Source organism: Sphingomonas azotifigens NBRC 15497 (genome assembly GCF_002091475.1).
Taxonomy (GTDB): domain Bacteria; phylum Pseudomonadota; class Alphaproteobacteria; order Sphingomonadales; family Sphingomonadaceae; genus Sphingomonas; species Sphingomonas azotifigens.
On record NZ_BCTR01000158.1, the window covers coordinates 1 to 617 of the forward strand.

Genomic DNA, 617 nt, shown 5'->3' on the forward strand with positions numbered 1-617 from the left:
TGCAGTTCCTAAATCACCGAAGATCATCCATAAACTACGGAGGGATCGATGCGCAAACCACGCGACTTTGATTCGGAACTGAAGGCGCTCGACAGCAAGGTGCGGAAGCTCAAACAAGCCAAGCTCCAGCAGCTTCGGGAGCTGGTAGTCGCGACCGGTGCCGATGCGCTGCCGGTCGAGCAACTGGCGGGCGCGCTGCTCGCCGCTGTCGGCGCGTCCGACATGGTGACACGGGAGGACTGGCGCCAGCGTGGCGCGGCCTTCTTTCAGCGGCAGGGAAAAGCTCGCGGCCGCGCTCGTCCGCGTGCGGCATCGGCTGCGGCAGCTGACCGCGGCGCGGCACCGATTGGAAGCGCAGCGGGCGCGGAATGACACGCGGGACTGGATGGTGAAGCGCCGCGAACGAACGCGCCAGCTGATCGAGCTGGGCGGGTTGGTCGCAAAAGCCGGACTTGTCGAACTTACCGACGATGATCGCGCCGTATTGTTCGGCGTGATGACCGACGCTGCCGCCACACTCAAAGGCAAACAACGGGATCAGGCGCTTACGTTATGGCGAAGACGTGGACGTCGCGCGTTCGATCAGCTGCAGAATGAGTAGTCCCGCCGCATCTTTC

At 63.5% G+C, this 617-nt stretch carries 2 protein-coding genes; both read left to right on the forward strand.

Annotated features, from left to right (window positions below; genetic code table 11):
- Nucleotides 1–48: 48 nt before the first annotated feature.
- Entirely contained in the window at nucleotides 49–372 is a 324-nt protein-coding gene (traD, locus tag SAZ01S_RS23415) for a conjugal transfer protein TraD (protein ID WP_084584718.1), read from the forward strand.
- Between the two features lie 13 nt (nucleotides 373–385).
- Nucleotides 386–601 (forward strand): conjugal transfer protein TraD, encoded by a 216-nt coding sequence (locus SAZ01S_RS23420; RefSeq protein WP_167693259.1) that lies wholly within the window; start codon nucleotides 386–388, stop codon nucleotides 599–601.
- Nucleotides 602–617: the final 16 nt, after the last annotated feature.

Excerpts from the sequence above, each read along its gene's own strand:
- traD (WP_084584718.1), top strand. The coding sequence starts at position 49 with ATGCGCAAACCACGCGACTTTGATTCGGAACTGAAGGCGCTCGACAGC.
- SAZ01S_RS23420 (WP_167693259.1), top strand. The coding sequence starts at position 386 with ATGGTGAAGCGCCGCGAACGAACGCGCCAGCTGATCGAGCTGGGCGGG.